The following is a 24,731-nucleotide window of genomic DNA, read 5'->3' as shown; positions in this document are numbered from 1 at the left end:
CCAAAGTATGGCATTTCTAATCAGAAGGAAAGTCCTTTTTGCCGGTGAATCAAGTAAGTGATTTCAAAGTGTTAAATAACCCAGATTAGAGTAAACGAAAAACCAATAACCCCGGTCCGCATGAGAGCAGATCAGGATTGTCGGCACCTACAAACCTGGGAAAGCCTCTTAGAATTTGTATGACACAGTAGTCACAAACTGACGAGGGGGAATTGGGTTCACGCTATAGTTTTCATGCACCAGATAATTCAACTCATCGGTGATGTTGGAAAGTTTACCAAGGATCGAAAGCTTTTTAAATGAATAGCCCAATGACAGGTCAAAGGTGGTGAACCCACTAACCGGTATTAAACGGCTGAATTTTTGGCTCTGCCCGACTTGGTTGTTCCATCCGGCATTCCGCTCACCAGTGTAGAAGGCAGAGGCCCCGATTTTCAAGCCTTTCAAGGACGTGTTCTTAACTGTGTAAAATATTGTTGCGTTGGCGGTGTGTGCTGGGTTGCTCACCAGACGTTCTCCCTCAATATAGCTGCCTTTTGTGTCGGGAGTATCAGTGTAGCGCATGTCATTGTAGCTATACCCTGCCAAGAAAGTCAGCCCCTGCACGATGGAACCAGTAAGGTCCACTTCAATCCCGTCGCTAGTAGTTTGCCCAGTGAACTCTTTGATAGTGGCGTCTGTGTTCAGGGTAATTCCGTCAGCCAAGTATTGTGCCTGTAAGGCCAGGTCATTATTGATAATACGGTAAAGGGTGACATTTACAGAAAGCTTGTCTTTAATAAGGTCATTCTTCACGCCTACCTCATACTGGTCAACCAAGGAAGGCTTCAGGTTCTGCTGGTATACATCCTTTCCCGTGTTAGGCGTAAAGTTATTGGAGTAGCTGGCGAAGAGGGAGGTGGTGGGAAGTGGTTGGTACACTACTCCCACCCTGGGTGAGAATGCCCTGTCATATCTGGTGGTTGCCGTAGTGCTGTTCTTCACCTCTCCATTGGCCAGGTCATATAGCTTGGCGACGGCCACCTTCTGGTAGGACCACCTTAGGCCCGCCAGTACTTTGAACTTGTCAGAGACACTGATCAAATCCTGGAAGTATGTCCCGAAACGGTACGTGGGCGTCTCAGTACGGATGGTGGCCTGGGCGGCAGGCTCGTCCGTACGCGGTATGAATTTATTTGGGTTTAGTATGTTAATAGAGTCATATACATCACCTTTCCAAAGCGAAGAGGTTTTAAAGGTGTGTGAGGTGTTCAGGTACCTTTCAGCGTCTGCGCCAACCAGTATAGTGTGGCCCATGCCAAGTACTTTGATATCACCATTTAAATTGACCTGGCCTGTGTAATAATTTTCAGAGATGTCAGACCTGGTCAATTTGCGGCCCCAGTCTCCGTCGGCATCCGCCTGGATACGCTCTGTGGAGAAATAATCCCGGTCAAAAGTCTGTTGGGAACCGATAAAATTCAGTTTCCAAACCTCATTCAGTTGATGGTCAATGGTAGCTGAGGCAGTTCTCTGCTCCACTTTATTGTATGCCCAGGGTGTGTTGAAGAAGCTGGAGCGGCCAATGGTGGTAGGAATCTTGCTGTCCAACGATCCGATGCCAAAGTCAGGTGTAAAGTCATTGTTCAAGTAATCGCCCTGTACAAGGATATTAGTCCTTGAACCTAGCTTATAGAGTAAAGACGGGTTCACATAGATACGCTGAGACTCTACGCCGGCTCGGTAGCTATCAGCGGTTTCATAGGTTCCGATCAACCGGAAAGCCAGCTTTTGCGTGATCGGACCATACACATCGGCAATTGGCTTGAAGAGATTGTAACTGCCTACCCGAAGGGCGGCCTCTCCGCCGTATTCAAACTTGGGCTGTTTTGTGACCATGTTGATGATCGCCCCACCCGATACGTTTCCATACAAAAGGGCGGCGCTGCCCTTGAGCACCTCCACCCTCTCCAGGGTGCTGGCTTCCGGGATGACAGCCGAGTTGGAGCGGGCACCGTTTTTGAAGATGTTATTTGCCCCGAGGTTATACCCGCGGGCAAAGAAGGTCTCTGCCGTACTACCGCGGGTTGTTCCTAGGGCTATGCCATTTACGTTCTTGATGACGTCACTCAGTTTTGAGGCCTGCTGATCAGCTATTATCTCACTATTGATGATAGTCATGCTCTGTGGCATATCCAGTGGGGCAATGGCTATCTTGCCAATATTCAAAGGTTTAGTGTTCAAAGTCTTGCCTGCTGTGACTACCACCTCAGAGATCTGGGCTGCATTCTCTACCATCTCAAAATCAATAGTGGTGGTTTTGCCCGCAATAACGGTCACATTTTTTTCCTGGCTTTGCAGACCCAAAAAAGAGCATTTCAAGGTATAAGTTCCTGGGGCTACCCCTAGGATTGTATAAAATCCATCCTCTCCGGTAACTGCTCCTTTAGAGGTTTCAGTCAGTCCAATGTTCACATACTGAGCAGCTTTTCCATCACTGGATTTTATCCGGCCGCTTATCCTACCCATGGTTTGGGCTATTGAAAGGTGGGTAGACATCACAAAGAGGAGGTTCAGCAGTAGTGGGAGGGCGTAGCGTCTTGTCATCTATTTTATTTAGATTGATTCTAATTAGAGGCAAATATAGGGGCAGTATCTTTAACCACAAATTTTATTAAGAATAAATCTAAATAGAATCAAATAATTATCCATCCATACTTTTTAAGAAGCGATAGGTATCATTCAAGGGTTTATTATATGGCAAATACCCATTAGTTTACCCTAACTATTCTTGAATGGAATGCTTCAAAAAGATAGAAGTGATGACACAAGAGCAGACGGCCATTTTGTTATTTCCATAATCAAAGATATACCAGAACCTGCCAAAGGGGATATAATAGGAAAAAGAGAGTTAGCGATTATACAGTATATTTGTTTAAATATACTTTGTGGATGAATTTAGAGCTAACCAACAAAATCAAACGTCTGGCTATTATTGCTCTGGCTTCTGACGATGAATTGATAGAGAGCATTGTCCTGAAAGGAGGGAACGCGATTGATATCGTTTACCATGACAGCAATTCTATCTCCAGAACTTCCTATGACCTTGATTTTTCCATTGACCATGGGGATTTTGCAGAGGACGGGGCCACTATCAGCAAGCGAATAGAAAACACCCTGGTGCAGACTTTTGCAGAAAATGGGTTTGTCATCTTTGACTATACTTTTCTCCCCAGGCCCAAAGTCGTGAAAGAAGCGGTGGCTGATTTCTGGGGAGGCTATCAGGTTACATTTAAGGTGCTGGACCGGAAAACCTACGATGCCCATAACGGAAATTTGGAACACCAAAGACGGATTGCTGTTCCGTTGAATGCAGGCCGCTCCACTACTTTTGAATTGGAGTTCAGCAAGTTCGAGTACGTGGCTAAAAAAGCCCAGACGAAGGTTGACGGCTATACGATTTATGTCTATACGCCGGAAATGATTGTCTTTGAAAAGCTGCGGGCCATCTGTCAGCAACTACCGCAATATTCCGAGATTATCAAGTCACGTACCGCCCGTGCCAGGGCACGCGACTTTTATGATATACACCTGATTATGGAATCCCATCAGATTGATGCGACGACCGAGGAAAACAAAGAACTGATAGCGAATATTTTCGAGGCCAAGCGGGTACCCCTGTCTTTTATTCAGGAAATTGCCAATCACAAAGCCATTCATAAAGACAACTGGGAAAGCGTGAAAGACACGGTGGCCCGGTCAGAGGAATTGCAGGGCTTCGATTTTTACTTCGGTTACGTAGTCAATACGTTCCAAGGAATTACATTCCCTTAGGGTAATACAGCTGCCAATTATCCGAGAAATCTTTTTCCTCCATTCCATAAGTCAGGTAAAACCTGAACTCTTTCTTCCGGCTGCGCAATTCCTCCAGTTTTTTCCCCGAGTAACCTGCGCGTTCCAGGTAAAACCCAACGGCCTGGTGGTAAGGATAAATAAAGTCGAGGTTATCCAGCGTAGCTAACAGCTTATTAATGGAAATCTTGGGCAGGGCGTTCTGGTAGGCCTCTAATACCGAATACACCCCACCGGCGTAGCTTGGGCGGACGGTAATATCAATCAGGGTTCGCTCCAGGCTGGTTACCGGTACATTCTCAATGGAATGAACCCCGATTCTGCCCGTGTACATGCCATTAAGAATCAGGAAGGAGTAATCACCATAAACGGCTTCGGTGACTGCTTTCCGTTGTGGCTTGGAGAAAGCCGCATCAATGGCCTCCTGCTTCAGTTGGCGGTTGCCATCCGGCTTTTTGCTTTGCTCAAAGGTGACATAAATGGTTTTGGGCACCTGCGTGGTCAGCCCATTCAGGAACATCGCCGTATAATGGGAAAGGTAAGACTTGTTAATCAAAGAGGCCGCTATCTCCAGCTCATTGGCATCCTCGGTGATATACCGCTCCTTCTTGTTGATGTAGCCGTCAAACAGGATTTCAATCTTGGTTAGGATTCCCCTTTTCTGCAACTGCTCAATAAACCTGAGGTCAGTGGTGGTCACCGGTAGGTTCCAGGCCGTTTTCCTTTCCTCAAAGATTCCACTGAGCTGCTCGCGGGAGAAAGCTTTGCGAGGATTCCGTTTGAAGAAAGACTTAATACTACTTTCAGCAATAATAAAGCGGGATTTACTTGGCATAATCGTATTGTATATTCTTCCAGACGGAAAGTATATATACTTTCCGTAAAGTTAATCCTTTTTTGGAATAGAAGCAATAGGTAACCAGTAATTGTTGATGGAAAAGAAGAGAACTTGATACAACCAAGGAGTATATAAAGTATATATACTTTATATACGCAAAGTTAATCGTTTTGTTTTGAAAAAGCAATTGAAATCTAAAGAGATTTGTGTTGATAGGAAGGGCTGTTGGGTATTAAGGAACAATGCAGTTTTGAGATGCGTAAAGTATATATACTTTACGCAAAGTTAGAAAAAGTAATTTAAAAGTCAAGGGGCAAAATATATAGTGTGATAAATCCCATGTCTTCCAAGTGTATAATACCAGGCCTTTGAATTAGATAGTTAAGAATTGCTTTTCAACTTAGTAAAAATTTAGAATTTCAGTGCCATGGAAGAGGAGGCCAATTTATCAGAATTGAATCAGATTAACTTTACTTTTTTAACTAGACAGGAAAGGGAAAAACCTAATATAGCAGTTAGTAAGCTTTTTGAAGCAAGTTCACTGCCTTTTCTGAGAAGAGACCTTTGGAACTACTTAAAAGCAGCTACTTCAGGCCAGGCGTGGACATTGATGGACCAGCCCTGGGATGCAACTTTTCTGCAAGAACAGTTGGGAAAGCTAATTGAGGCCTTCTGGTTAATGCTTCAAAAGAAAGAGGAGCTAGATGGAGAGGTGCAGCCTACAAAATTTACTTATGAATCAGTAGAGCGGCTTAGTGATGAGCGAATAATGCGGATAGAGTACGACAAACTGTTAAAAACATATAATGGAAACATACGGCTTCTGCGACAGAGAGAACTGGACAATCCTTATCATGTTGTGAAAGGTTTTTTCCAAGCTCAATCCCTAATGGAGTGGAAAAGCATGCTGGAAGATTGGACAGAATACGCTCTTCGGCGAGCAAGCATGTTGGAAGAAACTGAGAATAATGACTTACTAATACATTTCGAGCAACTGGAAAAGCTACTAGAGGTTTCTTATTTTATTTGGATTCGCCAGCAAAAGAGTTGCAAATCGGACGTAGATATAACGTTGGCTGTAAAAGAAAACACTTATAACATAGAAGAATCTGATAAAGGAAGTAGTGTACGCTCAATTGCTCAATTTATAGCTGAGATTGTGCAGCCAGAGAAAATTTATTTACTTAATAATCCAGCCTTTGGGAAAGAGGGCAGCTTCGGGTTTATTGAACTAATGGTTATTATGCCAACAAATAACCCAAAGTCATTTGCGAATTTAGAGCCTCTGTTGGAGTTCGCATTATTATGCAGTAGAGAAGTCACTTGTTCTCTACATAAGGCTGACAATGTGCAAAGAGCCCTCTTGAATGGGGATGTATTCTATGCTCTTAATTGTAAACCAGAGAACTTAATTTATGACAACGGAGGTCCAGCCTTTGCTCCTACGCCGGTGGAACTTTACCCTAAAATTATTGAAAATTCTTCTAAAGATTTTCAGGCCAATTACATTAAGGCTGTGGATTTTTATGTAGGTGCTACTCATTATTACAGCATAGGAAGCAAATCTCTTGTGCCTTTCATGCTTCACCAAGCTGTAGAACTAACCTATCGAGCCATAATACAATCACATACTGGAAAAGAAAGTCGGACTCACTCTTTGAAGGCGCAAATTCGACATACCCGTCGTTGCACCCCTAGCCTTACCAAGGTATTCCCCCGAAATAATAATGAGGAAAAGAGATTAGTGCATCTGTTGGATGAAGCTTATCTGCATCCGCGATATACAAGTGAATTTCATATAGAAGATACAATTATAGACATTTTATTAAACCGGGTGCATCGCTTACAGGTACTGGCTAAAGAGGAGTTTGAAAAAAATATGCAATTGTTAAAAGACGTATTAGGGCGTGTTGACAATTAAATTTCACAAGGTATTTTGAGTGCGATTTAGGCTTGCTGAAGGCATTTATGAAGGGCAATGCAAGGCCATCCTTCGCTTAAAGTAATGTAGAGTAAGCTAAAAACGTCTTAAGTTCACCGTTCAGGCTTAATTGTCAACACGCCCTAGTTTAAATTGGGCTAAGGGAGGGGGATGTGGTCATTTCCTGTTTTGATGTTCAAAGGTTCTACATGTAGGGCAACAAGAACGGTGTCCTATATAAATAGGATAAATGCTTTAGCAATAGCGGTTAAAGATTCGTTGTACCTGAGTTGCCTGGAACTCACCTCCTCTGCTTGCCTTGAAACCGGACTGGTTTAGTTTCCCGGCAATGGCCAACCAAGTCAGCCTTTGCTCCCGGTAAAGGCGGATTAACTCAGCTGCTCTCCTATTATTGTCATTAGCGGCGGCTTTCCTTTTGATGGCCTCCACGCCAAGTTCCCGGCCATTATCGGTCAGGTTCTCCAGGTTGCCTAACTCCCTGCCACGAGCTTTGAGAGCCTGCAGCGCCACCTTAGTACGTTTGCTTATTTGCTCCCGTTCGTGCTGGGCCATGGTTCCCCAGATGCCGATGTTGAGCGTGTTCATCTCCGGGATGTCCAGGCACAGCCAGTTGATATTGTTTTTCTCCACCCGTTTTTTCAGTTGGAACAGGAAGGCCACTTCCCTGCTCAGGCGGTCCAATTTTGCAATTATTAAAGTGGCACTTTGTTTTTTCGCTGCCAGTATTGCCTGCTCCAGGAGCGGACGGTCATCATTCTTGCCCGACTCATGCTCGGTAAATTCCTGAATGATGCCGTCCGGGCTTTTGGTGAAGGAAATAACGGCGGCACGCTGGGCCTCCAGGCCCAGACCGCTCCTGCCCTGCTTGGCGGTTGATACCCGGTAGTAGGCGATGTACTTTTGAGACTCCATATATATAAGAGTGGCGGCTGGAAATTCGGGTGTTGTTTTGCAATTGCAAAACTGATTAACTTTTGTTCCCTACCGCCCCTTTTCTTTACTTTTTTGCTAAGGTACCCCCTATTTTACAAATCAGCAACGAACGTTGCTGATTTGTAAAATAGGGAAGGAGGAGAGATTCTTTGTAGGAGCAGCCTGCGGGGGAAGTCGAAAATCAAAGACACGTGGTGCTAGTAAGGTCTAGGGGAGGAGGTGAATTAACAGAACAATTATTGCCGTCTGCCGAAGGCCTTCTTTATTTGTAGAAAACCTAAATCATGGAAATAAACGCAACGCTTAAAAAATTCCGCAAGAAAAAAGGTATTACCCAAAAGAGTATGGCGGACAAACTCTGTATGGCCAGGTCAACCTACAGTAAATTGGAATCAGGCAGCACTGCCTTACCCTACGAGAAATTAATCAGTATCTCTAAGGTGCTGGATGTCCCTGTCTATGAAATCATTCAGGAGAACGGGGAGTTGTTCTTCAAATCTCTTTTCGACAAGTTCTCGCTTATGCTCTACCTGGCCGAGCATACCCTTTCTGAGACGAAATACGAGATGATTCCTTATGAGAATCTTCAGGCACAACACTTGGAATTCCTCCTGCCCACAGGTTTCTCCGGGAAAGAGGCTTATGAGGCTACACCTTTAGGTGGGAGGATTTATGAATTCGGCCCTAAAGAAGCTTTTCAGCGGATGGTACAGAACTTTGGAATGGCTGTCCTTTTCGAGGAAAAGATGATAAAGGATGAATACTGGTTAAAGAAGTGGAAGGCTTACAAAGGAAATACCAATCCTGAGTTTGAGATTGACGATAAAGATTACTTTATCGTGCATATGATTATGCTGACCATGCCTGACGGAGAAGAAAGATTTGTTCAGATGGCAGAAAGAGATTTTCCGGAAGGGGCAGATGAATGGGATGCCTTGAATTATATTGTTGAGAAAACAGAAGCTTATGATGGTGAATTCATGGCTATCACCTATGAAGGTTACGACCCATTCTCGGAAATCATCAAATGAGTTGCAGTGGCGAAAAAAGCGAATCCAGGTAAAGGAGAAGTGGTAAAAGAATGTTTTTTTAGTTAACAGCTAAAAGCAAGGGCAGGCCGATATTTCCGTAAGGCAGCAACCGGGTTTTGCTCTTGAACCCCAAGACATCCTCAATGTCGCCTTCCGGGGAGAAGTGTATTTCTGAGAAGAAATCACCTATTCCATAAAGAGCTTTGCAAGCGCCGTTTTGGGTTATAGCTTTAATAAACTTTCCCGATTCCCAAACCGCATTGGCTTTGCCATTTTGGTCTAAAGAATTAAATTGATACAGATTCATAGCGTTACAATTGCAAAAAGTGCATTTTAGCTACTGCTTTATCATAATCCTTTTCATTCAAAGGAAAGAAGCGGCAGGAGAAACCACCCAAAGTTTCCTGAAAGGCCACACCATCCCAAATTCCGGAGGAATCCAGGTACATAACCAAGTAATCAGAAACTGGAATGACTTGATTAATATAGGCTAAAATGTTATCAATGTTGTTGGTTACAGATTTATTACCCTTATCTAAATCACATATGGTAAGTATATCCCCATTGAAACTGTAATCGAAATCAGACTGCCTTGCCAGCTCCTCAATATCTAAAGGTCTCATTTTGCAATTGTAAATTAGTCTGTCGATAATCCTGCCTCTTTCATTCTAGCCCTCAGCCTTCGGTTCGTGTCTTTTAACTGTATAATTCTGTTTCTGTATAAGGCCTCTCTTTCCTCCCAGGGTAGCTTAAAGAATTCTTCATTGGATAAAGCAGGTGAGCCGTCAGTAGGAACAGCAGGAGCAGCAACTTGCTGGTATATCACCGTAGGCCGGGTAATTGCGTTGTAAAGTTTTCGGTTATAGCTCCTTCTCCTTATAAAGGCATAGACAATTAACCCACCTACGACAATTATTGTCAGCGGACCAGATATAGGCTCCAATAAATCCCGGAACAGCATACTTGGGGAGTCTATCTGCAAGAACAAATCACCCATATCCGTATATCTTTGAAATTCTAAAATCAGTTCTTAACTTCCACGTCTGTACTTTTATTTTGCTCCCTTGGTTTAGTTTTACCTGTATTAATCAAGTCGCAGATGTCTTGCATTTCTGCAATTGTAAATGTTTGGTTTCTCTTCTTTACTTCCCATGTTGGGCGCGGCATTCCTATTCCCTTATACACGTAAACTTGTTTTATCCCGAAAGAGGATAAAATCGCAGGGAGTTTTTTTTGCAATTCTAAAAACAGCTTAACCGGCTCATCCGATATTTTCATAGGTGGTAAATAGCTAAAATATCTTTTAAGAAAGAGGCGATTCTGCTTCACTCAATTCATCCGCTAGTAATTTTCTCAAGGTGAATTTCCTAGCAAGAATGACAAGTACAGCCTGAATCACTCAGTACCTGATTTGGTTCACTTGTACTTTCTGTCCAAGGTTTTCAGATACTGCTCAATATCTGTTCTAAAGCCTTTTATTGAATGCTCTATATTTTTTAATTGTAACTCAATATTGTAACTCAATATTAAATTATACGATAATTGTATATATAACGATACAATTATTGTATAATTTAATATACATGTAAGTTTAGGCGGAGTTTGAATTTGCATTACCTGTTTGTAGTAGGGTTATCCCTTATAGAAAAAGCCAGAGCAAAAATTATATTTTAGTATTTTAGGAATTGCTAAAATATAATTAACTTCGCGACATGGAAAATGCACTTTGTATCCGGCCATTCGCAGATACTACCCAAATAAATCGCTGCAGAGACAAAGTAAATGCTCTTAATGACTCCTTTGTACATGTAGCCAACGGCTTAGAGATGGCCGGGAACCACGTTCGGTTGAAAATCCTTTTCCTGCTATTTGAGGAAAGTGGGGTTTGCGTGTGTGATTTTAGCGATATCTTGGGAATAAGTGTCTCCGCTGTTTCACAGCATCTGCGCAAGATGAAAGACCGGAACCTTATTCAGTCCACTAAAGAAGGTCAAACCATTTACTATTCCCTCACACGGGAATATGCTGAGGTCTTGAAGCCGTTCTTCAAAACAATCGCGGATAGCAGAGAACTGGAAACGGTATGAAAGCGGAGAAAAACCTTGCGGCAACAGGCATTTTAACCGCTCTTGCGGCTTCCATGTGCTGTATCACCCCTATTCTGGCACTTGTCGCTGGAACGGGAAGCCTAGCTACGTCATTTGCTTGGATTGGCCCTTTGCGGCCTTGGCTCATAGGCCTTACGATTGCAGTACTAGCATTTGCTTGGTACCAGAAACTAAGGCCACAGCCACAGAACGATTGTAATTGTGAACCAGAAGAAAAACCAAATTTTATGCAAACCAAAACCTTCCTTACCCTAGTGACCGCGTTCGCGCTGTTAATGCTCACATTCCCTAACTACGCCAACGTATTTTCCAGAGAATCCTTGAAGCAGAACAGCCCTTCAAAAGCCCAGACGAAGTCAAAAGCAAAGACGGTGGCAGAGTTCACCATCACCGGTATGACCTGTGCCGCGTGTGAGGGCCATGTTGCCAGTGAGGTGAACAAAGTACCAGGGATTCTGGGATTGACCGTTTCCTACGCCAATTCCAATGCCGTGGTGGAGTTTGACAAATCAAAGACTTCAGTTGAACAGGTGCAGAAAGCCATAAAGGCAACGGGATATAAAGTCACAGAAACCAAGATTAAGAATTAATGGCAGTCCTTACCGCTTCCACCATCACGTGCCCTGAGTGCGGCCACACCAAAGAAGAGGACATGCCCACCGACGCGTGCCAGTATTTCTATGAGTGCGAGAACTGCAAGACAGTGATGAAGCCGCTTCAGGGGGACTGCTGTGTGTTCTGCAGTTATGGCACCGTACCGTGTCCCCCTATTCAGAGGAATGGAAGTTGCTGCTAAATTAAGTCTGAAACCAACGTCCAGGTTGCGACAGGCTATTTCTTAGATGTTTTTTAATATAGGAAATTATCTGAAATGGTACCTTAGGCCAAGACTGGCAAAACCTGGCCATTCGTCCAAGCGAGACCTGTTAAACGTCTTTCCCTTTATTCCTGTCGCAACAAACGAAATCCGATTGCTAAAGAAGAAATCTACCTCGGCACCAACCTGAGGCCCATAGGTGAATCGTTCCCGCCTGCCCGCATCATTTCTTTCCCCTGCGAAATCTTCTTCTGTTCTTTCGTAGGAAGCGGTACCTCCCAAGAGCAGATGGAAATAGGCAAATTCACCAATCCGGAATAATTGCGGTGCCAAAAATGCCCGCCCGCTGAAGGCGGAGTATTCCCCACCTTTCTCCAGGTTGCCATACTCCCGCAGGCCGCTGACCCGCACGCTCAGTTTATCGGTAAGGTAGTTCATATAGCTGCCCTCGTAAAAATCTCCCTTTTCAGTGCGGCCATAATGCGCTCCCCAGGCAGAAATGTGTCTGATATGCCGTTGTGCCAGTACAGGGGACAATGTGCTGATGCTGATAAAAAACAACAGGGAGAGCAACGCCTTTTTCATTGCTTAATAGTTTTTAGTTCTTCTTTCCAGTTCAATCAATTGCTTCTGCGCAATGAGGTCTGTGTAAACCATTTCAGCGGCAACATGCGCGGGCCCTTTCTGCGAACTCTCCGCAATCAGCCTATCAGCCTCCTGCCGCAGTTGCATGGCCCGAACCATGTTCTCATTGGAGGAATTAATCATAGCCATTCGTTCCCCTTCGGTCATGGAATAACGCCCAGGGTTCTTCAGTGTGGCGTTCATCTCAATGCTCTGTTCGGTCATCTCGTCGGCAATCTTGTAATAATTCAGGGCCGTCTGAATTTTCTTTTTCTGGTTCATTTCCTCATAGGCATAGGCTGATACCGCCGATTCTTCCCGGCGCTCCACATATTCCGCCGAACTCATGCGGTCATTGTTGTCAGAGTCCCCCGAAGTCCGGGAAAACACCGAAAAGATTGTTTTAATGTCTTCCTCCGGATTGTTGTTCTGCAAGGCTACCCGCAGCCGTTGCGCCTTCGAGAAGTGCGGCATGTAGTGCGTGCCTGAATTGCCCCCGGACATGGCCAAGGCACGGGCAAAAAGTTCCGCCGGGTTGGAAATGCGCAAATCCATGATAGTGTTTACTTTCCGTAAATCCTCCTGAATCTGCCGTTGCAAGGCCAAGCCTTCGGAGGTTAAATCCTTTACTTCCCCGGTAATATCCTTTGTCACCCCGGCTATGGTTTTGGCATCTTTTACCACCTGGTAATTCTGCACCGTTTCGGCCCATTGCGCCAGGCGTTTGGCAAAATCACTGATATGTACCCCCATGTGGATAGGGTCGTTCACCACCATCTGAGCATCTGTATTGCTGGGGCGGAATATCAGCAGCCCTGCCGCCAATACCGTAATAACTATTCTTTTCATACATCACCTTTTTAGGTTGAACTTAATAAATCAATTTGTCCCGGTGCTGGCTGCAGGAGCCATTTGCCCCGCCGCTGCGGAAGTAATCAATATGGGATACCCGTCTGGCAGCAGTACGTCCCTCAGCCGTTGGCGGGACCTGGGTTTCGAGACGACGTTGGCCGCAACACGGCCTGCCACCCCTACCACCGAATTTGCCGCCGAGGCCGAACGGTCGATGGCCGTGCTCAGTTCCTGGCTTGCTTGCCGCTGGGCATCATATATCCCTTGGTTCGTATCCTTGGCGATTTTCTTTTCCGGGTCTATCATGATGCCCGGCATATAATTAAAATCAAAAATATCAGCTTTCACCCTGGTAGGGCCTAGGCGCTCAATTTGCACCGTCACCCGGTTGGATTCAACTTTTGCGATACCGGCAAAGACCATGTTCTTCGGAAAGGTTACCCCAGATACCACGGCATCCTCCAATAAGCGCATTATCACCACGGAGCCGGTCCTTACCTTTTGCTCCCCTGAAATCACGCATTTATAAAACACGTCGGGAGTAAGGGTTTCTTGTTGGGTATTCGATTCCCCTAGGTTAAACCGGGCGTTAGACACTTTGTAGGTATTGAAGCCATCAGCTCCAGGCAGGGCCGCCTGCATCTGTCTGGAGTCATTGACCGCACCAAGTTCCCGGTAACGCTTTCCGGTCGTCTGCTCATATATTCTGCGCGTTTGCGGCGAGGAGGCTGCCAGCATCCGCAGTACTTCCGGATTCGTCTCGAAGGGTGTGCCGTCTGCATCGTAAGCTGGTGCCACAGCATTGGTAGAACCTCGGCGGCCAGCGTTTCGGCGGTTGGCGTTACGCGGTACGATGACTTGTTGCGTGCGGTATTGGCCGGTGGATTGGTCCTGTACCGTGGTTTCCACGGTGTCTACCTCCTGCGCGGCCAGCTTTTCCTTCTGCTGTTGCAATTGCAAATTATATCGCCTCCGTGCCGCCTGCCCGGCCGTGTCTACCACAAACGCATTGACTACCTCTTCTTCCGTAGGGCTAGCTTGTACGTACTGTGCCTCCTGTTCGGCTTTGCGCTGTTCCTCTAAAATAGTGGAAGGCGTTTTGTTTTCCAGGTTATCCGTCACTACGTCTGGGATAGCTTGCTCAATGTTCTCCGAGGCCGCTGCAACCGGTACTGTATTTTGCTCAATAGCATTCTGCGCTGATTTAAGCCAGAGGAACAGCCCAGCGAAAATCAGCATCACCAAGCCCAGCAGGAACTTGAACCAGTGCTCTTTCAAGATTTCCACCGGCGTACGTTTCTCTTTCACCGGCGCGGAATTGTTGGCGGTCGGCGATTGCCTGAAGTCATTTTCCGCGCCATACTCGTTTAAATTTTCCATTCTTGCATTTTCCTTAAATGGTGGAAGCCCTGTTTATTACTTTGGAAGGGATAGGGAGTACCAGTACCCGTGCTCCGTTAAGTTCCCGCAGCGTTACTTCCAGGTAACCGTTTTCCGTGGCCGCATAAAGCGGAATAGCATAGGTAAGGTAACCAGTGGAACGCCCTGTGATATTCTGGTTTAATTCACCACCGGACGGAGCCAGAGGCCTTCTGGCTTCATTTTTTTTTCTGCCCAGGAATTTATTTTTGGAATTCTCCACCAGCTGGAAATCGGTAAAATCAACATTGTAGTCGATATTCGTTTTATTGATAACCTTAAAGCGCAGATAGGTAAAGTCTTTGTCGTTGCGAATGTTGGCTAATGAAAGCACCAGGTCGTTTTCCACCACCGCCACTGATTGGTTCTCTTCTTTGGCTTTGCGCAGCTTGACCAGATTGCTTTCTATTACTTCTTTCTTTTCGGCTGATTTATCCAGGGCCAGTTCATTCTCCGGTGAGCCCCCCGAATGGGCTGAACCGGTTCCATTATTCAAGGTTGGCGTGCCGTCGTTGAAATCATACAACTGCATCACTGGGCCTGGGGCATACACCAACCGCCCCATCCAGTATTTAGAGCCGTAGCGAATCAGGATAGGGGTGGGTGCTGTGTTCTTTTTCTTGGCTCGGACAAAAACAGCGTTCGCCTCAATCTTTACCAGGTAATTCCCGGCCATTCCCACATCCACCAAGGAAACCGGGCCATTGAAGACCATATAGGTGGTAGAGGAATCCGATACGGATATATCCGAAAGAGGAGCTACTTTTTGCGCCCTGGCCGAACCTGCCGCCAAGGCCAAAAGAGAAATAACAAAACCAAAGAAAATTATATTTTTCATAAGACGACCTTTTATTGAAGTTTATTGGCCAGGCGGTACAGTCCCAGGAGCAACCGGTGAACCATCCGCCGGAGCCGGTGTAGAATAGGCGGGAGGGGGCGCTACACCTGCCCCTGCAGCTGCATCCCGAAGTCTTCTTTGCCGCTCGGCCTCCTGTTGCTGTAGATATTCTTTTTCTTCCCGCGAGACCTGTGGGTTATAGGCGATGTAGTCAAAGTTTGTAATCAGCAGCCCATAGGGGTTCTCATCGGAGCGGTCAGTTTCCACGAGGTTGAACTTGGCCGCCATCGGCAGGCTCTGCCGTTGCTGGTCTCCGATGAAAATGCGCTGTTTGGTGTAGACCCTGCCGGAATAAGGCCGGGTTTTCATGTCCAGGTAGATGCTGTCCACGTCTAGAACCGAACGCGCGGAGTATCTTTGATAATTCTGCAGGACCTGCCCCCGGTTGAAGTTCTCGAATATCCTGCGGCCACCGGCACCTTCAATCAAAGGCAAAGCGGCATCCAGGTTCTGCTTGAAAGTGTATTGGTCGTGGCCGAACATCGTTTTCATAAACCCTTTCACCATGTTTCGGGCCTCAAACGGCGTATGGGTATCCTCCTGAACGGCCAGAGCCGCAGCTGAGCCCGAATTGGTCACCACGTACACCCGTCGCCCCGCATCCTGGGTGACCTTGTAAAACCCATATCCTGCACTCACCGCGAGTACCACGAACCCAATGATGCAGGCTAGAGAAATGGTTCTCATGGTTTTGAAAGAGGTGTTTAAATCCTTTATGTTACTCATATAGCCTAGCTTTAATTTCCTGAACTAAATTTTAATCATTGAATATTTCATCTAAATCATCCTCTTCCCAAGCAGGAGGCTTACGGTTTTCCCTTCTTCTTCTTATAGAATTGCGCATAAATCCCGAGGAGCCCAAGGAAGGGAGAGAGGAAGCGTCATCATCATTATCATCATAAGGCGCAGCACTATCAATACTAGAGCCGGAATCATATAAAGAGGCTCGGTTATCAGCGCCGCCAGAGTACCCGCCGGAAGCCATGGCCGGAGCAGCAGCGGCCATGCCGCCGTTATAGCGGACGGGGGTGGAGGAACCGCCACCTGTGGCCATGGCCGGGGCAGCCCCAGAAAAAACAGAACCTGGCCCGGCCCCGCCGCCAAAGCTCCCACTGCCAGAACTGTCGCCACCGCCTCCAGTACCGTTAAATCCCATTGCCCGGCCAAGCACGCCGGAGACCCCGCCACCGGCAGCAGGGGGTGCCATCACTCCCGCTGCCGTACTGGCCGCCCCGGCAGCAACGCCTACCGCCGCGCTCATAAAACCCTGGACTGCTGTAGAGCCGATAAAGTAACTGGTAAGGGTGGGCACCATGCAGTAAAGAATGATGAAAGCGACCGACATCAGCAGGAATTGCACATCATTGAAACTTTGCCCCGGCGAAACCAAACCGCCAAAGACACCTCCCACAGCATTGTTCTGGTCGGCAAAATTGGAATAAATCAAATCGAGTATATTCATAGTCAGAGCCCAGAACTGTACCGCGATAAAATTTTGCATCCATTTCCCGGCCAGTCCGGAAAAAGCGGGGATAACGGAAAGGCAAATGGCGATTGGGCCGATTACATACAGGAACCCTAATACGAATTGGCGGATAAACAGCACTATTTGCCTTACCAGCATTACCGTAGTCGTGGTAAAGAATTGGGTAATCAGGTTCATAAGGGAAAAGTTGGCGATGCTGTTGTAGATTTTAGAATACCAGGCTCCTCCCTGCTCTACCACGTCTGTCTGCGCCACATTATCGGATTGCGCAGCGGCGGCGATGCCCGGTGGGGTCGTAAGCTTCTGGAGGGCTTCGCCCACATTGCCCGAACCATCAAATAGCTGCGTCACGCCTTTGATGCCAGCTCCCAGCACATTCATCAGGTCCTGGTAAAAGAAAAGTACAAGGAACAAGGCCAATGCCTTTATAATGGGCGAAAAGTCAATCTGCAAGCCATGCCCAGACAGGTAACCACGCCCAATAGAGATTATTAGGGCGATGCTCATAAACGTAGGCGTGATGAAGCGGCACACATCCAGGACAGTTTCAAGTGAACGGTCACAGGCTCTTAGGAAACTGTCATCTATGCCATGGGCTACAAAAAGTAATTCCGCCTCCATATCATTTACCTAATAAGCCCGCTCTTTTATCTTCCATGAATTGCTCCACCGCATAATCCAGTCGCTGTTCAGTAAACGTCTCAAAAACCGGGTAGCCATTTTCAATTCTCACCTTGCCGTTTTTATCAATTGCAAACCGCTTGTGCTGTTGCTGGTACCGTTTCACCAAGCGGTTCAGGTGATTCCGCTCCACGGGTTTGGAACTTAGGATGGCACTTAATTCAGGGGCCGCTTCCAGGATATAAACTTTTCCCTTGGAGCCTTGCTTGATAAAAAATTCTCGGAAATCAGCCGTTGAACGGACGGACTTAATTAAATCCATTTCGTGGGTGGTGAAGCCTAGCGGCGTTTGCAGTTTAGCCAGAGAATCCGGATTCGAGTGGCGCAGGATAATTTTGGTGGAGCTGTTATTTATCAGCACATAGCCGATTTTGCTTTCAACGATTTCCTGAATCCCCTGCGTGATAATGGTAATGGAGCCGTTGGTCTTCCGGATGGTGCGGTACATGGAAACAATGAAGTCTTCCATCACGCCTCCGGAAAGCATGGCCCAGGCCTCGTCCAGGGCAATGTATTTGATGTCGTCCGGGAATTTCCGGAACAGGTCCAGAGAGAGCTCGGTAATGAGCATGGCTACGACCGGATATAAATCAGGGTCTGCTTTCACTTTTGCCAGGTCGAAGCAAATGAGCCGGTGCTCAGACAGCTCCACGTCCTGCTGGGCATTCAGAACTTTCTCATAGCGGCCTCCTTCGGTGAATTGCGCCAACACTAAAAAGAATTGGTGAATATCGAAGTAATTCATATCCTTTTTGTACTGGCTGCGCATTTCCTCCCTGCCGTCCGCTGTGGCAGGGGTAGCCTGCATGTCCATATTAAATCTGCGCACAAAGCGCACAAAGCTTGCCATGCCAGGCATTTCCTCGTCGGTTTGCCCAGCATTTCCTTCCTCATTCAAGTACTTGTAGTACTGAATCAGAAAGCGGCTTAAAATCGCCCTTTCGGACTTGTTCAAAGGCGCACTATCCGCACCACCTTTCCACAGAACCGCCAGCAGCGCTAAATGGAAATTTATCTTCTCGTCATTATATACCCACTTCCTTCCATCGGGGGAGCGGGGCACCAGGAACGGGTTAAATTCTATCGGGTTCTCCGGGTCATACTCAAAGTACGTATTATCAAAATCCACCCCATTCAACGACTGCACCACGTTGCGGTAAGTACCGCCGATATCAATAAGGATTTGCCGCGCTTTGCGCTCATGGCGCTGCACGACAATGTAGCCGAACGTATAGCTTTTGCCTGAACCGGAAGGCCCAATGACAATGGCATTCTGATTGTCCAAGTCGGTGTTAAATAAATTTACCTGCAGCAGGTTTCGGTTGCGGTCACAGAAATACTCCCCTACGTTGTCATTTTTATAGGTAGCCGTCCACTGCATGTAGCATACACCGCGGTCAGAAGTAGTAGTCAGCCATCTGTCCGGTATCTGATAGGCATTTCCAGGTAACAGTCCGAAATACAGTGGCAAGCATAGATGCGATTCTACCACACTCTCCGTTCCGAATATGTACCGGAAAGCGGCCATCGTTTTCTCGATGTTCTCTTTCCGGATGCTGTCATTTGTTTCCCACAGCACTACAGACAGATGCAAGCCGATAATCTGCTTGTTCTCTGCCCTTACCTCGGCGGTAAATTCCTCTATTTCCATCGCCCTCAGCTGGTTGTCCTGTGTGGCCAGCCTAGACAGCGAATTGTTCAGTTTCCTGTCTGTGTCCAAGGTGGAAAGTGCAGCCCTGGTATCCTGCACGACAAAGGCCTGGGTTAGGATATGCGGGAACTGCAAAGCATTGGTAAGCGGGTAGAGCATCGGCGCAGTTACCCCGTAGCTGTTACGTACGGCCGGGTGTTGTTCTCTTCCCTGCCCTACCATTGAGATGACGTTTACTTTGTTCTCTCCCACGGCCAGCGTCCCCACCTCGTTCAAAATTTCACGCTCCTGCCGCCGGGGCACAAAGTCAAAATTGAGGTTAAAATATTGATGGTAGAGGTCGCTGATTTCCTCCGAACCCATTCGCATAATCTCCACCTCTCCCGTACCCGATAAAGCAGTGGAAAACTCCTGGGCTACGGCCTCGGCGATTTCCAAGGTATGGAGCAGATTCTCAAACGGGTTTTTAATTAGAGATTCCCCCATGCGGGAAACCAAGGCATTAAGTGCGTTGGTTCTAATCGGCTTCACCTCTGCCGGGGCAAAGCTCAGGAACAGGTAGGATTTTTGGAAAAGAACCAGCCGCTCAAAGAAATGCTTATTCATCCTCCCTTCGAAATAGGTCTGTTCTTTCCTGTCTTCCCGATAAGGACGGTCGTAGTAAATGTCCGTTTTCTGGACTATCGTATTGATTGGCAATGGCCGTAAAACCCCCAACAAAGCATTGTTAAATGAGATAAAATCCTGTTGGGTCCAGGCTTCCATCTCCGCCGGCTCGACTACGAACCCGACCGCAACCCGCCCATCTTTGAAGATAACTTTGTTGTCCTCAAAGGAATGCACCGGCATTACATTATTAAATGGAACCGTTTTCTGCTTTTTCATCTTTTTTCTTCACTGGGGGGACAAGGCCAACGGCAATGCGCCGGGGCTGCACGAATTGGAAAGAAAGCCATCCTATCAAGAAGCCGGGAGGATGGGTTTTCGTTAAAAACCGCATCACCAGAATCAACCCTATCTCCAATAGGAAAACCGCCAAATAGACTAGGCGCGGGATTTGTAACATCATGTTCAAAAAACCCAACAGCAGCACCGAGCCGATGAACAGACCGACCACCAAGCCCAAATCCATGATGTTCATCCCAAGAACCTGGGCTGGTTTTTCGATGCTTTTATAAGACCGCATACAGGAGGTGGTTAGCGTACGCCGCCTTCACCGCCCACTGTCCCCACTAAGTCATCTTTGAAGAACTGGAAGCCAAACCAAAGAATCACCCCGCCGACCAACCAACCTAAAGAGGAAAGCGCGTCTGGCGCCCCGTTGACGAATTTCATCACAACCCGGATGAGTCCAATCACCAGGATAATGGAGAAAATAACCTGCACAATAGTGATGATGGTTTCCTGAACCCCTTCTAAAGCGGCTGCAGTGCCGCCCTGAGCCATTGCCCCATGAGCCAGGGCCAGGCTCATGGCAGTAGCCATAGACCTTTTTTCCCATAGAGAGGGCTCATATTGACGGCCAACAACGACAAGCGAATGAATGGAACTAGAGATTTGCGCCACCAGGCCAGCACTCCTTTTGTAGGTTTCAGTAAACATTGTTTCAGTATTTAGTTTAAGTTAATTTGAGATAGAAAAGGGTTCATAATTCCTAGATAAGCCGGTTTTATAAACTTTTGAATACCTAAGAGGGCGAAAGGGAGACTTTCTGAATATGTAATTGGAAGCGTGATTTTTAAGGCCATCGCTAAAAGAATTTTATTTTGAATTATTCACTGTCAGAAGGTTTTCCGGCAAGTGAATTTTTAACAGGTGAATCCGGTGAAAACAGTGCATTGAATCCGGACTGGGCAGCAGAAGTATTATTTTTCAATTCAGCCCTCCTCCGCCTTTTCAAGGCAATTTCCGCTTCCCTGTTCTTCTTATCGTTGTCAGTTGGTGCCGGTGCTGTAAGAGGGTTGTAGTAAAGAGATTGTGCAGGACTATCTACTTGCTCAATATCCGGGAGTACGTCTAGGGTAATGGGCTTCCTAACACCAGGCACAGAGGCTCCCGCATTATCACCAGCCGTAACAGAGTCAGTATGTGCCGTTGCCGCGTTCGGACTATTTCCGGAATCAGCATCAATAGTATCACGGCTATCTTTGTTATCATCAGGCGTTTCCGCCATGTTAACATCATTTATGTATTCTTCCTCGCTTAATAAATCTTCCAGTAAAGTGCCCGTAGATTCTAGGCAAGCTTCCGGGCTTTCATCGAACGCCGTTACAAAATCCCTGACTTCATATTTATAAGTTCTTAGTGACCTATAATTGCCGGAATTTGATTTACCTACTCCCTTCCGCGCATCTTTACCAGACCCATAAAATCGCCACCAGAGCAAGGTTGCCAACAATACAATTGGAATTAGCACTAAACCAATAATGTAGGCTTCCTGCGGCATATTTCTCCCTTTAACGGAAAAATAATTCAGTAGTTATACAAAAGAAGTTCAAAAATTAGTAAAAAGTTGTAAAGTTTAGATTGGCATTAGTAATAACTAATCGTAAGGTTATACGTTAATTGTCCTATAATTATACAATAGTTAGTTAAATCTATAAAGTGGTGATTTTTAGGCAATTATTTAGTTATTAAAAAATATAATTATATATTGTAGGCAAATATTTATAGACACAATTGCTACTTGAAGCAGCCAAACGGCGCTTGTAGGTTAACAGTTGAAAAAAGTTCTTAAGAATGCCTACAACCGTTTCCGTTCAGCCTTTAGGGTTTCCGGACCCTAACCTGTTTGTATTATATGCAGATGTGCTCCGCTATATTCAGTACCGGTTAAAACTACTAGGCCATGGCCAAGTGAAGGCTTTTTGCAAGCAATATTCATTTCCCTATACCACTGTAGTAAACCTTAAGAACGGTACCTTAAAAAGAAAGGAACACCTTCTTTTACAGCGGATTTTGGCCGCCCTGTCATTTGAAACAACGGCTTCCCGGAATCCATTATCTACCGGTGAAGAGGACCGCTATTTTTTTCTTTTTCCAGGCAATGAGCAACTTGGAAAGTTTAATGAGCAGCTCGCTTATATTGATAGTTTGGCCAAGAACCCACCCACTAGACCCTAGGACTGGGTATCCTTATTGGAGAGTATAGCGGGTAAACCCGCTATTTGTATTTTAGGTATTATCAAAAGCGTATACAAGCATGGAACGCAAATTTGTGGAGAATGACCCGCAGGAACTGGAGCGATTTAAGGAACGGATAGACCTGGTGGAATATGCCCAAAGGCAAGGCTATCAGATAAAAGCGCAGGGAAGGCGCGAAGATTGGCAGCACCTGGAAAATGCCGGGGAACATATCATCGTTACCAGGAAGGACGAAAAGCAGGTGTATTTCAATCCAGGAGACGACCGTGATAAAGGCACTATCATTGATTTCGTAAAGACCAGGGAAAATAAAAACCTGGGAGAGGTGCGCCAACACCTACGCGAATACCTGAATGATTATCCAGAGCCTCAAAGAACCTATGCCATCGCCCCGGACCCAACCTGGATGAATAGTTTACCGGTAGGAAAACCTATCGGGCAAGGTAATACAACCACCGACCCGGAAACAGAAGAAGATAAACGAACCAGGCTGATTTCGGAAGTATTGGGCGTTAAAAGGGAATTGTCAGACCGGAGTTACCTATACAGTCGCTCCCTCACAGACGAAACCATTGACAGCCCAGCCTTTCAAGGACGTGTATTTACGACCGAGCAAAATGAACACGGATTCCGCAATACCGCCTTTCCCCTTTACAATGAGCAGGGGTTGGCCAGTGTGGAACAGAAGAACACGGGCTATAAAAATTTACTGGAGCTGCCCAAGGACGGCATTTGGGTTTCCCACCCTACCCAAGGCAAAGGTACTCCCATTGAAAGGTTGGTTTTGAATGAAAGCGCCATTGATTCTATGAGTTACCACCAACTGAACAATGACGGTAAGAACACCATGTACATTGCCACTGCCGGAACTGTAACCGAAAGGCAGACGGAATTAATCCAACGGGTCATAGATAAGCAAAATCCTAAGGAAGTAATATTGGCCGATGATAGGGATGCGGGAGGAAGAAGGTTCAACATCAACTACCTGAATGATTTGCAGCCTGCCCGGCCATTCAAGGAATTGGCCAACCAGGAGGCGTACGGCGAGGCCAGCCGCCCGGTGCAATGGCACGCAACCGCCGGGAGGTACTATACCAACCTGCGGGTGGAGTATCATCACGAGAACAGCCGGGAAGGGGCAGAGCGTGTCAAATTTTTAACTGGTCAGGTGGAACGCATCAATTCAGTACAGGAAGAGCCGAGTGTTGAGATGAAAGTGCAACGCACAACCGAAAAAGACACGGTAATAAAACTCAGCGTAGCCAAGGCCGATACCGCCCAATTGGAGGTGATTAGCCAGGAACTCTACCGGCAGCGCGAGCAGCTTCGCCCCGAGCAGGAACGGCACCCGGTAAATTTCATCCGGGTGGACTACCCAATTGCTAAAGATTTCAACCGTGATTTAGAATTAGCCAGCCAGGGATTAAGCGCTTCACAAATCCACACACAGGCTATGCAAGATGAGCATGAACGTGAAGCGCAGCGGTTACAAAAAGAACAGCTTCGAGCGGAAGCCCAGCGCCTGGAGCAAGCCCAGAACCTCGTGCAATTGCAGCAACCTAACGACACAAAGGAGAGATGGCAACAGTACCAGGAAGACCATCAGGGTAAAGTGAGCCTGGCAACATCGGGTGCAGTTTCGGCCAAACCTGATGCTGCTCAGCGGCTACCGGCTGCGGAGGAACTGGATAGACCTGGTTCTGAAAAGGAGTTAATTATTAAAGTGGAGGAAAGAGATAAGGGGACGGGTGTGAAAGGCCAGGCAGAGGCCGTGAAAGATACGGTGGAAAGGAGTGGGGCAAAGGTGGGCGATATTCAGAGTGCGTCCACGAATGGCCTTAGGCACTCAGAAATGAAAGTTTCCTATCGTACGGATGACCCGGAAATAGGCAGGATATCCAAGACCCTAGACGCGGCAGGTAGCCAAAAGGGGAATAATGTGATTGAGCATCATTCAGACCGCATCGAAAGACGGGAGATAGCGGGTAAAGTTGAGAATCATAGGCCCTCTCAACAGGAAATAACAAGATAGTAAAAGTAGTTTAGTCTTTATTCCGGAAAGGCTTTTTGTTTAGATTCACCGAGGTAAAACATAAAGTTCTACTGTTATTTTTTCCCCTACCGCCCTTAAGAAATTATGATTTCTGACTTCAGGAGAATTTTAAAATTTATTAATTTCTTGGGCGTTGCCTTGCGGCCGGGCTACTTCCCTACGGCGGCCACCTATAAAACTGGCTGAAAAACCCAGTTTTATGCGAACAAGTGGCCGGTATCCCTAACGCGGTTCTTCCGAAATACCGGGTTGCACCGTGTGAGTTATTGCTGCTGGTTCCGTTTCCCTTCACCAGCAGCAATAACTCACACCGTACTCCCCTACCCTAAACCCTTTAGCCATAAAAATGGTGTATTGCCAGTTCGCGGAAATGGCGAACCCGCAATACGGGTGGTAGACCGGCTTAGGCCGAAATCGGGCTAT

25 protein-coding genes are annotated in these 24,731 nt (G+C 46.5%); 8 read left to right on the top strand and 17 right to left on the bottom strand.

Annotated elements, in window-relative coordinates; genetic code table 11:
• Positions 1–168: 168 nt before the first annotated feature.
• Positions 169–2,538: a TonB-dependent siderophore receptor gene (locus ACY0JR_RS19510; RefSeq protein ID WP_462635845.1), complete on the bottom strand. Its 2,370-nt coding sequence runs from the start codon at positions 2,536–2,538 to the stop codon at positions 169–171.
• Between the two features lie 393 nt (positions 2,539–2,931).
• Between ACY0JR_RS19510 and ACY0JR_RS19505 the strand changes: the two genes are divergently transcribed.
• Positions 2,932–3,813 carry a nucleotidyl transferase AbiEii/AbiGii toxin family protein gene (locus ACY0JR_RS19505; protein WP_462635844.1) on the top strand — a complete coding sequence of 294 codons (882 nt, stop codon included), beginning with the start codon at positions 2,932–2,934 and terminating at the stop codon, positions 3,811–3,813.
• On the opposite strand, the gene ACY0JR_RS19500 is transcribed toward ACY0JR_RS19505, so the two are convergent.
• A complete protein-coding gene (locus ACY0JR_RS19500; RefSeq protein WP_462635843.1) occupies positions 3,800–4,666 on the bottom strand; it encodes a type IV toxin-antitoxin system AbiEi family antitoxin domain-containing protein in 867 nt (288 codons plus the stop codon). The genes ACY0JR_RS19505 and ACY0JR_RS19500 overlap by 14 nt on opposite strands.
• A gap of 430 nt (positions 4,667–5,096) precedes the next feature.
• Here ACY0JR_RS19500 and ACY0JR_RS19495 point away from each other — a divergent pair, with 430 nt between their 5' ends.
• A complete protein-coding gene (locus tag ACY0JR_RS19495) occupies positions 5,097–6,590 on the top strand; it encodes a HEPN domain-containing protein (protein ID WP_462635842.1) in 1,494 nt (497 codons plus the stop codon).
• Positions 6,591–6,845: 255 nt separating this feature from the next.
• Here ACY0JR_RS19495 and ACY0JR_RS19490 read toward each other — a convergent pair whose 3' ends face one another.
• On the bottom strand, positions 6,846–7,523 hold the full coding sequence (locus ACY0JR_RS19490) for a recombinase family protein (RefSeq protein ID WP_462635841.1): 678 nt from the start codon (positions 7,521–7,523) through the stop codon (positions 6,846–6,848).
• A 305-nt stretch (positions 7,524–7,828) separates the two neighbouring features.
• On the opposite strand from ACY0JR_RS19490, the gene ACY0JR_RS19485 reads away from it, so the two are divergent.
• Positions 7,829–8,575 carry a helix-turn-helix domain-containing protein gene (locus ACY0JR_RS19485; RefSeq protein WP_462635840.1) on the top strand — a complete coding sequence of 249 codons (747 nt, stop codon included), beginning with the start codon at positions 7,829–7,831 and terminating at the stop codon, positions 8,573–8,575.
• Positions 8,576–8,633: 58 nt separating this feature from the next.
• Here ACY0JR_RS19485 and ACY0JR_RS19480 read toward each other — a convergent pair whose 3' ends face one another.
• The 4 genes from ACY0JR_RS19480 to ACY0JR_RS19465 are packed head-to-tail and all read right to left on the bottom strand — an operon-like array spanning position 8,634 to position 9,853.
• Complete coding sequence (locus ACY0JR_RS19480) at positions 8,634–8,882, bottom strand: hypothetical protein (protein WP_462635839.1); 249 nt, start codon at positions 8,880–8,882, stop codon at positions 8,634–8,636.
• A 4-nt stretch (positions 8,883–8,886) separates the two neighbouring features.
• On the bottom strand, positions 8,887–9,198 hold the full coding sequence (locus ACY0JR_RS19475) for a hypothetical protein (protein ID WP_462635838.1): 312 nt from the start codon (positions 9,196–9,198) through the stop codon (positions 8,887–8,889).
• Positions 9,199–9,212: 14 nt separating this feature from the next.
• Positions 9,213–9,572 carry an EGFR-like transmembrane domain-containing protein gene (locus ACY0JR_RS19470; protein WP_462635837.1) on the bottom strand — a complete coding sequence of 120 codons (360 nt, stop codon included), beginning with the start codon at positions 9,570–9,572 and terminating at the stop codon, positions 9,213–9,215.
• Positions 9,573–9,598: 26 nt separating this feature from the next.
• Positions 9,599–9,853, bottom strand: a complete 255-nt coding sequence (locus tag ACY0JR_RS19465; RefSeq protein ID WP_462635836.1) for a hypothetical protein — start codon at positions 9,851–9,853, stop codon at positions 9,599–9,601.
• Between the two features lie 434 nt (positions 9,854–10,287).
• Here ACY0JR_RS19465 and ACY0JR_RS19460 point away from each other — a divergent pair, with 434 nt between their 5' ends.
• Genes ACY0JR_RS19460 through ACY0JR_RS19450 form a run of 3 tightly spaced genes read left to right on the top strand, consistent with a single transcriptional unit; the run spans position 10,288 to position 11,479 of the window.
• Positions 10,288–10,662 carry an ArsR/SmtB family transcription factor gene (locus ACY0JR_RS19460; RefSeq protein ID WP_462635835.1) on the top strand — a complete coding sequence of 125 codons (375 nt, stop codon included), beginning with the start codon at positions 10,288–10,290 and terminating at the stop codon, positions 10,660–10,662.
• Positions 10,659–11,273, top strand: coding sequence for a mercuric transport protein MerTP (gene merTP, locus ACY0JR_RS19455; RefSeq protein WP_462635834.1), 615 nt, complete (start codon positions 10,659–10,661; stop codon positions 11,271–11,273). Before ACY0JR_RS19460 ends, merTP begins: the two co-directional genes overlap by 4 nt.
• Positions 11,273–11,479, top strand: a complete 207-nt coding sequence (locus ACY0JR_RS19450) for a GDCCVxC domain-containing (seleno)protein (protein ID WP_462635833.1) — start codon at positions 11,273–11,275, stop codon at positions 11,477–11,479. The genes merTP and ACY0JR_RS19450 overlap by 1 nt, the downstream gene beginning before the upstream one ends.
• A 66-nt stretch (positions 11,480–11,545) precedes the next feature.
• Here the strand turns inward: ACY0JR_RS19450 and ACY0JR_RS19445 are convergent, their stop codons facing one another.
• The 10 genes from ACY0JR_RS19445 to ACY0JR_RS19400 form a co-directional block, all read right to left on the bottom strand.
• Positions 11,546–12,085 carry a hypothetical protein gene (locus ACY0JR_RS19445; protein ID WP_462635832.1) on the bottom strand — a complete coding sequence of 180 codons (540 nt, stop codon included), beginning with the start codon at positions 12,083–12,085 and terminating at the stop codon, positions 11,546–11,548.
• 3 nt (positions 12,086–12,088) lie between these two features.
• On the bottom strand, positions 12,089–12,973 hold the full coding sequence (locus ACY0JR_RS19440; RefSeq protein ID WP_462635831.1) for a hypothetical protein: 885 nt from the start codon (positions 12,971–12,973) through the stop codon (positions 12,089–12,091).
• Between the two features lie 30 nt (positions 12,974–13,003).
• Positions 13,004–14,356 (bottom strand): conjugative transposon protein TraM, encoded by a 1,353-nt coding sequence (traM, locus tag ACY0JR_RS19435; protein WP_462635830.1) that lies wholly within the window; start codon positions 14,354–14,356, stop codon positions 13,004–13,006.
• 13 nt (positions 14,357–14,369) lie between these two features.
• Positions 14,370–15,233, bottom strand: a complete 864-nt coding sequence (locus ACY0JR_RS19430) for a DUF4138 domain-containing protein (RefSeq protein WP_462635829.1) — start codon at positions 15,231–15,233, stop codon at positions 14,370–14,372.
• 21 nt (positions 15,234–15,254) lie between these two features.
• Positions 15,255–15,980: a conjugal transfer protein TraK gene (locus ACY0JR_RS19425; RefSeq protein ID WP_462635828.1), complete on the bottom strand. Its 726-nt coding sequence runs from the start codon at positions 15,978–15,980 to the stop codon at positions 15,255–15,257.
• A gap of 70 nt (positions 15,981–16,050) precedes the next feature.
• Entirely contained in the window at positions 16,051–17,400 is a 1,350-nt protein-coding gene (locus ACY0JR_RS19420; protein WP_462635827.1) for a hypothetical protein, read from the bottom strand.
• Position 17,401: 1 nt separating this feature from the next.
• On the bottom strand, positions 17,402–19,996 hold the full coding sequence (locus tag ACY0JR_RS19415; protein ID WP_462635826.1) for a VirB4 family type IV secretion system protein: 2,595 nt from the start codon (positions 19,994–19,996) through the stop codon (positions 17,402–17,404).
• Positions 19,968–20,297, bottom strand: coding sequence for a hypothetical protein (locus tag ACY0JR_RS19410; RefSeq protein WP_462635825.1), 330 nt, complete (start codon positions 20,295–20,297; stop codon positions 19,968–19,970). The genes ACY0JR_RS19415 and ACY0JR_RS19410 overlap by 29 nt, the downstream gene beginning before the upstream one ends.
• An 11-nt stretch (positions 20,298–20,308) precedes the next feature.
• Positions 20,309–20,596, bottom strand: coding sequence for a hypothetical protein (locus ACY0JR_RS19405; RefSeq protein WP_462635824.1), 288 nt, complete (start codon positions 20,594–20,596; stop codon positions 20,309–20,311).
• Between the two features lie 286 nt (positions 20,597–20,882).
• Positions 20,883–21,557, bottom strand: a complete 675-nt coding sequence (locus tag ACY0JR_RS19400; protein ID WP_462635823.1) for a hypothetical protein — start codon at positions 21,555–21,557, stop codon at positions 20,883–20,885.
• Positions 21,558–21,850: 293 nt separating this feature from the next.
• On the opposite strand from ACY0JR_RS19400, the gene ACY0JR_RS19395 reads away from it, so the two are divergent.
• Entirely contained in the window at positions 21,851–22,234 is a 384-nt protein-coding gene (locus ACY0JR_RS19395) for a hypothetical protein (RefSeq protein ID WP_462635822.1), read from the top strand.
• Between the two features lie 79 nt (positions 22,235–22,313).
• Positions 22,314–24,287: a toprim domain-containing protein gene (locus ACY0JR_RS19390; RefSeq protein ID WP_462635821.1), complete on the top strand. Its 1,974-nt coding sequence runs from the start codon at positions 22,314–22,316 to the stop codon at positions 24,285–24,287.
• Positions 24,288–24,731 lie beyond the last annotated feature (444 nt).

It is taken from the genome of Rufibacter sp. JT3400010 (assembly GCF_054956755.1).
The sequence above is the reverse complement of the archived record's forward strand: the minus strand, read 5'-3'. Positions and strand labels throughout refer to the sequence as shown.

What these genes read in the sequence shown, in the direction of transcription:
- ACY0JR_RS19440 (WP_462635831.1), bottom strand. Translation starts at nt 12,973, where the DNA reads ATGAAAAGAATAGTTATTACGGTATTGGCGGCAGGGCTGCTGATATTC.
- ACY0JR_RS19400 (WP_462635823.1), bottom strand. Translation starts at nt 21,557, where the DNA reads ATGCCGCAGGAAGCCTACATTATTGGTTTAGTGCTAATTCCAATTGTA.
- ACY0JR_RS19450 (WP_462635833.1), top strand. Translation starts at nt 11,273, where the DNA reads ATGGCAGTCCTTACCGCTTCCACCATCACGTGCCCTGAGTGCGGCCAC.
- ACY0JR_RS19425 (WP_462635828.1), bottom strand. Translation starts at nt 15,980, where the DNA reads ATGAGAACCATTTCTCTAGCCTGCATCATTGGGTTCGTGGTACTCGCG.
- ACY0JR_RS19500 (WP_462635843.1), bottom strand. Translation starts at nt 4,666, where the DNA reads ATGCCAAGTAAATCCCGCTTTATTATTGCTGAAAGTAGTATTAAGTCT.
- ACY0JR_RS19445 (WP_462635832.1), bottom strand. Translation starts at nt 12,085, where the DNA reads ATGAAAAAGGCGTTGCTCTCCCTGTTGTTTTTTATCAGCATCAGCACA.
- ACY0JR_RS19490 (WP_462635841.1), bottom strand. Translation starts at nt 7,523, where the DNA reads ATGGAGTCTCAAAAGTACATCGCCTACTACCGGGTATCAACCGCCAAG.
- ACY0JR_RS19460 (WP_462635835.1), top strand. Translation starts at nt 10,288, where the DNA reads ATGGAAAATGCACTTTGTATCCGGCCATTCGCAGATACTACCCAAATA.
- ACY0JR_RS19405 (WP_462635824.1), bottom strand. Translation starts at nt 20,596, where the DNA reads ATGGCTACTGCCATGAGCCTGGCCCTGGCTCATGGGGCAATGGCTCAG.
- ACY0JR_RS19495 (WP_462635842.1), top strand. Translation starts at nt 5,097, where the DNA reads ATGGAAGAGGAGGCCAATTTATCAGAATTGAATCAGATTAACTTTACT.
- ACY0JR_RS19510 (WP_462635845.1), bottom strand. Translation starts at nt 2,538, where the DNA reads ATGTCTACCCACCTTTCAATAGCCCAAACCATGGGTAGGATAAGCGGC.
- ACY0JR_RS19410 (WP_462635825.1), bottom strand. Translation starts at nt 20,297, where the DNA reads ATGCGGTCTTATAAAAGCATCGAAAAACCAGCCCAGGTTCTTGGGATG.
- ACY0JR_RS19395 (WP_462635822.1), top strand. Translation starts at nt 21,851, where the DNA reads ATGCCTACAACCGTTTCCGTTCAGCCTTTAGGGTTTCCGGACCCTAAC.
- ACY0JR_RS19505 (WP_462635844.1), top strand. Translation starts at nt 2,932, where the DNA reads ATGAATTTAGAGCTAACCAACAAAATCAAACGTCTGGCTATTATTGCT.
- ACY0JR_RS19475 (WP_462635838.1), bottom strand. Translation starts at nt 9,198, where the DNA reads ATGAGACCTTTAGATATTGAGGAGCTGGCAAGGCAGTCTGATTTCGAT.
- ACY0JR_RS19480 (WP_462635839.1), bottom strand. Translation starts at nt 8,882, where the DNA reads ATGAATCTGTATCAATTTAATTCTTTAGACCAAAATGGCAAAGCCAAT.
- ACY0JR_RS19470 (WP_462635837.1), bottom strand. Translation starts at nt 9,572, where the DNA reads ATGGGTGATTTGTTCTTGCAGATAGACTCCCCAAGTATGCTGTTCCGG.
- traM (WP_462635830.1), bottom strand. Translation starts at nt 14,356, where the DNA reads ATGGAAAATTTAAACGAGTATGGCGCGGAAAATGACTTCAGGCAATCG.
- ACY0JR_RS19420 (WP_462635827.1), bottom strand. Translation starts at nt 17,400, where the DNA reads ATGGAGGCGGAATTACTTTTTGTAGCCCATGGCATAGATGACAGTTTC.
- ACY0JR_RS19390 (WP_462635821.1), top strand. Translation starts at nt 22,314, where the DNA reads ATGGAACGCAAATTTGTGGAGAATGACCCGCAGGAACTGGAGCGATTT.
- ACY0JR_RS19485 (WP_462635840.1), top strand. Translation starts at nt 7,829, where the DNA reads ATGGAAATAAACGCAACGCTTAAAAAATTCCGCAAGAAAAAAGGTATT.
- ACY0JR_RS19465 (WP_462635836.1), bottom strand. Translation starts at nt 9,853, where the DNA reads ATGAAAATATCGGATGAGCCGGTTAAGCTGTTTTTAGAATTGCAAAAA.
- ACY0JR_RS19430 (WP_462635829.1), bottom strand. Translation starts at nt 15,233, where the DNA reads ATGAAAAATATAATTTTCTTTGGTTTTGTTATTTCTCTTTTGGCCTTG.
- merTP (WP_462635834.1), top strand. Translation starts at nt 10,659, where the DNA reads ATGAAAGCGGAGAAAAACCTTGCGGCAACAGGCATTTTAACCGCTCTT.
- ACY0JR_RS19415 (WP_462635826.1), bottom strand. Translation starts at nt 19,996, where the DNA reads ATGAAAAAGCAGAAAACGGTTCCATTTAATAATGTAATGCCGGTGCAT.